The sequence below is a fragment of the Bifidobacterium sp. UBA744 genome (assembly GCA_002298605.1).
Taxonomy (GTDB): Bacteria; Actinomycetota; Actinomycetes; order Actinomycetales; family Bifidobacteriaceae; genus Bifidobacterium.
Window position 1 is genome coordinate 304 of the sequence record DBKS01000013.1, and the last position, 4,391, is coordinate 4,694.

Annotated in this window: 3 protein-coding genes; all 3 read right to left on the reverse strand. The window is 61.8% G+C overall.

All coding sequences use genetic code 11. From position 1 onward, the window contains the following. Positions 1–98 precede the first annotated feature (98 nt). The gene (locus B2994_RS01450) at positions 99–2,903 is read right to left on the reverse strand and encodes a hypothetical protein (protein ID WP_291526629.1); all 2,805 of its coding nucleotides are present in this window, start codon (positions 2,901–2,903) and stop codon (positions 99–101) included. A 103-nt stretch (positions 2,904–3,006) separates the two neighbouring features. After that, complete coding sequence (locus tag B2994_RS01455) at positions 3,007–3,894, reverse strand: hypothetical protein (protein ID WP_291526630.1); 888 nt, start codon at positions 3,892–3,894, stop codon at positions 3,007–3,009. A 116-nt stretch (positions 3,895–4,010) separates the two neighbouring features. Further along, positions 4,011–4,391 (reverse strand): carbohydrate ABC transporter permease (locus tag B2994_RS01460; RefSeq protein ID WP_291526631.1); only part of this gene is annotated, 381 nt, incomplete at its 5' end.

Sequence of the window (4,391 nt, forward strand, 5' to 3'; positions counted from 1 at the left end):
ATTAGACTACGCGACCGGTGCGACTGTACGCAATCCTGGCGTGTCGCAGTCGGCGAGGCGCCGGCGCATGCCTTCCTCGCGCATGCGCCGGCCCACGACTATCGCAGCACGCCGATGGCGTCCAGATGGAACGGTTCGTCAGTGGCGGTTTCCAACGTAATGACATGGCGGCCCTCATCCGGATCGCCCTCGCTATGCGCGCCGGCGGACCCCTCCGTGACGGGCAGGTCATGCGCCTGGAACTCGCAGCGCAACGCTCCGTCGGTGGCATGCACCGGCTGCGCGTCGGCGACCAATTCGCCGTCCACATAGACGTTCAGCAACGCCTTGCCGCTGCTGCGGCCAAAAACGTCGATGCCATGCGCGTCGGATTCGACGCTGACACGCGCACCGGCCGACAGCGCCGTGCTGGTGGTGCGGTTGTAGTCGTACATGCCCTTGCCGGTTTCATGCAGCCATTCGCCCTCGTACACCAGCACCGGGGTGGTCGTATCGTCCCAGCTCGTCAGATGCAGATCGTCGATCAGCTCGGAGTAGTACGGGCTCAGACCGGCGACGCGCTCCACCCGCAGGTTCGAGAACCGCACGTGGTCGAAGCTGGTTCCGAGATTCACGCGGCCCGCCGACTGCGGCGCGTCATCGACCCATTCGGCGATTTTGGCGTCATTGACGAACATCGTCACCACATTATCCGCCACCTGCAGGGCCACGGTGTTCCACACGTTCGGCCCCTTTCGGAACGGCTGGGTGCCGGCTTCAAGCGCTCGAAGCCGCAGGTCCTCGTAATGCCCGCGACGCTTTTCGTCTCCGAATCGGCGCAGCAGATAGTTGCCGTCCGCCTGCAGTTTGACGTCATAGCCGCAGACATCGGAGGTGAACTTGTTGCCGGCCATCTCCCTGGCGCCAAGCAGCACATAGGGGGCGCGACCCCGATACGGCTCGAAGCACACATCCACCGACACGCGGTAGTTCGTCCAGCGCATATCTCCGATCGCCGTCCGCGGCTCCCCCTCGATCCAGGCGTTGCCGGCGTGAACGCGATCGATCTGCTGGCGCAGCACGCGCCCGCGGTCGACGTCCGGCACGACTTCGAAGGCGCCGTTGCTGTCGGTGGTGAATCGCGGCGTGGCACCGGCGTCGCCGCCACGGGACGACAGATACGATTCGTTCACCAGCGCGTCGCGTTTGAACACCGGCACCTCGGGTTCGGACTCATAGCGAAAATCATCCGCATACAACACGCCCCGCGCGGCATCGACGTCAAGCACCGACCTGCCGCCCTCGGCGGTCGACGGCAAGGGCGACACCGTTACATCGCTCAGGGTGGTGGCCGTGACCATGCTGAACGGCTCGACTTCGAATTCGTATTCGGCCAGTTCCCTGTCACCCTGCGGGTCGCTTTCCACCGTGTACTTCCGCGGGTGCAGGGTGTTTGTCCGCTTCAGCCAGGCCGCGTCATACGGCTCCCCCTGAGGCGCGGCTTTGGTGGCCCACAGGGTCAGCGGCTTCCCGGCGGCGGCAAGCCGCGCATCGACCGCCACACGATAGGTTTTCACCAGAGCGGAATCGTTGACGATCACCACGCTTGCATCGCCGCCGTCCGGAGCCGCCAATGTCAGATAGCTGGGCTCGCCATGACGCGCACCGTTCACCGGGTTGTTGCCGCCGACCTCGCAGCCGGACGCAGCCGGGATCGCCCGCCAGATCGGACGTGCGCCGCCTTTGTCGTCGCGCCCTTCCCAACCGAGGTTGGCGAATGACGAGAAGTGCCGCAGCACATCGCAGCCGGCGTCGTAGTACATCCAGCCGCTCCAGGGGTCACGCGCGCTGATGAGCTCCTTGTAGGAATACTCCATATTCTCGTAGAATGCACCGATCGCCGGCTGATACAGCGCGCAGGTGCGGCGGGAGTCCACGAATCCCTTGATCAGGGTGTTGCCCATTTCCAGCGGACCGTTCTGTCCACCGATGCCGGTGCCGGTGTATTCGGGGACCTTCTTCCCCAAACGTTCCAGCCCGTTGTCGTTGGTGTTGTTCGGACGGTCGGCCGAGCACGAGAAGGTGGCCTGGGCTTCGGAATTCCAGACTTCCTTGTCAAGCTCGTCCGCCAGACGCTTGAAGTTGTTATGGGGATCGTCCTCCACCGAATAGTGGTAGGCGGCCACGTCAATGGACTTCAGGTATTCGGGGGTGTTGACCAGCTCGTCGCCGAAGGTGCCGGTGACTTCCTCATCGGAGGTGATGACCCTGATGCGGTGGAACAGATCGCGCTCCTCGTCGCTGTGGAATCCCGCGTTCGGATCGTCGGGACCGTTGCCCTCAAAGCCGGTTTCGTCGGTCCTCACGCGGTTCGCGAATTCGCTCACCCATGCCAGGTCGGCGGTGCGTTCGTTCACATCGGGGTTGACGGAGTCGACCATGAACCCGTATTCGCGCCAAGCGGCCAATATCGTGTTTTTGTACCAGCGGTAGACATCGTCGTCGGAGCGCACCCATGTCGGCGCATGCCAGCGCAGCATGCTGACATGCAGATCGGGGTTGTAGCGGCGGGCATCGGCGGCGAGCTGGAACCCCGGTTCACGCCTGACCGCGGGATATTCGCCCCAGTCGCGCATGGTCGCCACGTTCGGCCCTGTGGAATTGTTGCGATCATTGCCCATTTCCACCTTGACGGTGTTCATCATCGGGCGATCGCCGCCGAACAGCGTCTCCACCAGCCGCCAGTAGACATCGGGGTGCTCGGCTTTGTAGTCCATCAGCAAGCTGGATGTGGCGTTGCCGGACAATACGCCGAATCCCTTGTAGGTCAGGCCGTGATGGTTCCGCGCCGCCTTGCGCACATCCTCGTAATCCAGCCGGACGGACACCGGATTATTGCCGCGCTCTTCAGATGTGGTCGCCATTGCGCCCTCCTATGATGCCGAACTGCAATGATTGCAGACATTACCTACCAAAAGCAATCATAATCGACCAATTTCAAACGGACAGCCTCGACTCGCCATTCGTCTACTGCATGACGTCCCTGCCGCCATGCCAGAACGACGACTTCGGCTTGTCCGACCTGCCGCCGGCACCCACCGAATACATGTCGCGAACGCGCTTGTCGCCCGACTCCCTCGCCATCTGCTCGAAGAGGATCTGCGCCTGCCAACGCGCGGCGGAATACTCCACATACGAGGCCAGACCGGTTCCAAGCAACAGCACCAGCAACGGATTCCACATCGCGCCGCAGAAGAAGCCGACCATCACCACCAACGCGATCAGCAACGCCACAAACCGCCGAATGGACAGCAGCACTGCAGACTTCATCACACTAAGCCATTTGGCCTTCGGATATTCAACAATGATCACCAAGCCGACGAAATACGCCTGCAGCGCGATCGCCATCACCACCACGCACACCGGCATCAGGAAGGCACCCCAACTGAATTGCTGGGAGAGCTGAATATCATAGCCAAACGCAAACAGAACCAAGCCGAATGGAACGCCAACGCTTAAGGCACGCAGGAACAACTTCGCATAGGCGCGGAAATACGGCCTGACGATCGCGACGGATCGATCGGACGGAACATAGGGGGCTGCAATCCAGTCCGGGGGAAAGCTCGGGTCCGCCGCATAATCCTGCACCAGTTTGGATCGCAGCGCGGCGTCACGGGACATGAACGTGGGCTGGTCGCGGAACACCGCGAACAGTGCGGCGAACCCTGGGGCGCTCAGGGCCAGAGCCAGTGCATACGTGGGATAGTAGCTGACCGGCACGCGCAGGAACAGCAATATGCTGAACGGCAATACGCCGATCAGGGTGAGCCATCCGGCCATCAGCATCAGATAGACGCTGTTGGCGACCGTGGTGAACGTTTTATTGAACGACTGCTTACTGAATGAGGACGCCATTGAACCTACTTTACTCGCGCGAACTATACGTCAAGGTGGATCGTGAACGGCAATGGGCCGACGGCTGTGGCAGTCGTCGGCCCATTGAATGATGCGTGCGGTTTCGAGCTGAAAGGTCAGCCCTTCATGCCGGACGTGGCGATACCTTCGACGAACTGCTTCTGACCGATCAGGAAGACGATCAGAATGGGCAGGACGGAAAGCACGGAACCCGTCATGATCATGGCGTAATCAGCGGAGTACTGGCCAATGAAGGTCTTCAGACCCAGCTGGATGGTCCACAGTTTGTTGTCGCGCAAGTAGATCAGCGGACCCATGTAGTCATTCCAGGTGTTGGTGAAGGTGATGATGCCCAGCGCCGCGATGGACGGACCGGACAGCGGCAGCACGATGCGGCTGTAGATGCCCCATTCCGACAGGCCGTCGAGGCGGGCGGCCTCGCTCAGCTCGTTCGGGATGGTGTCGTAGAACTGCTTCATCATGAACACGCCGAACGC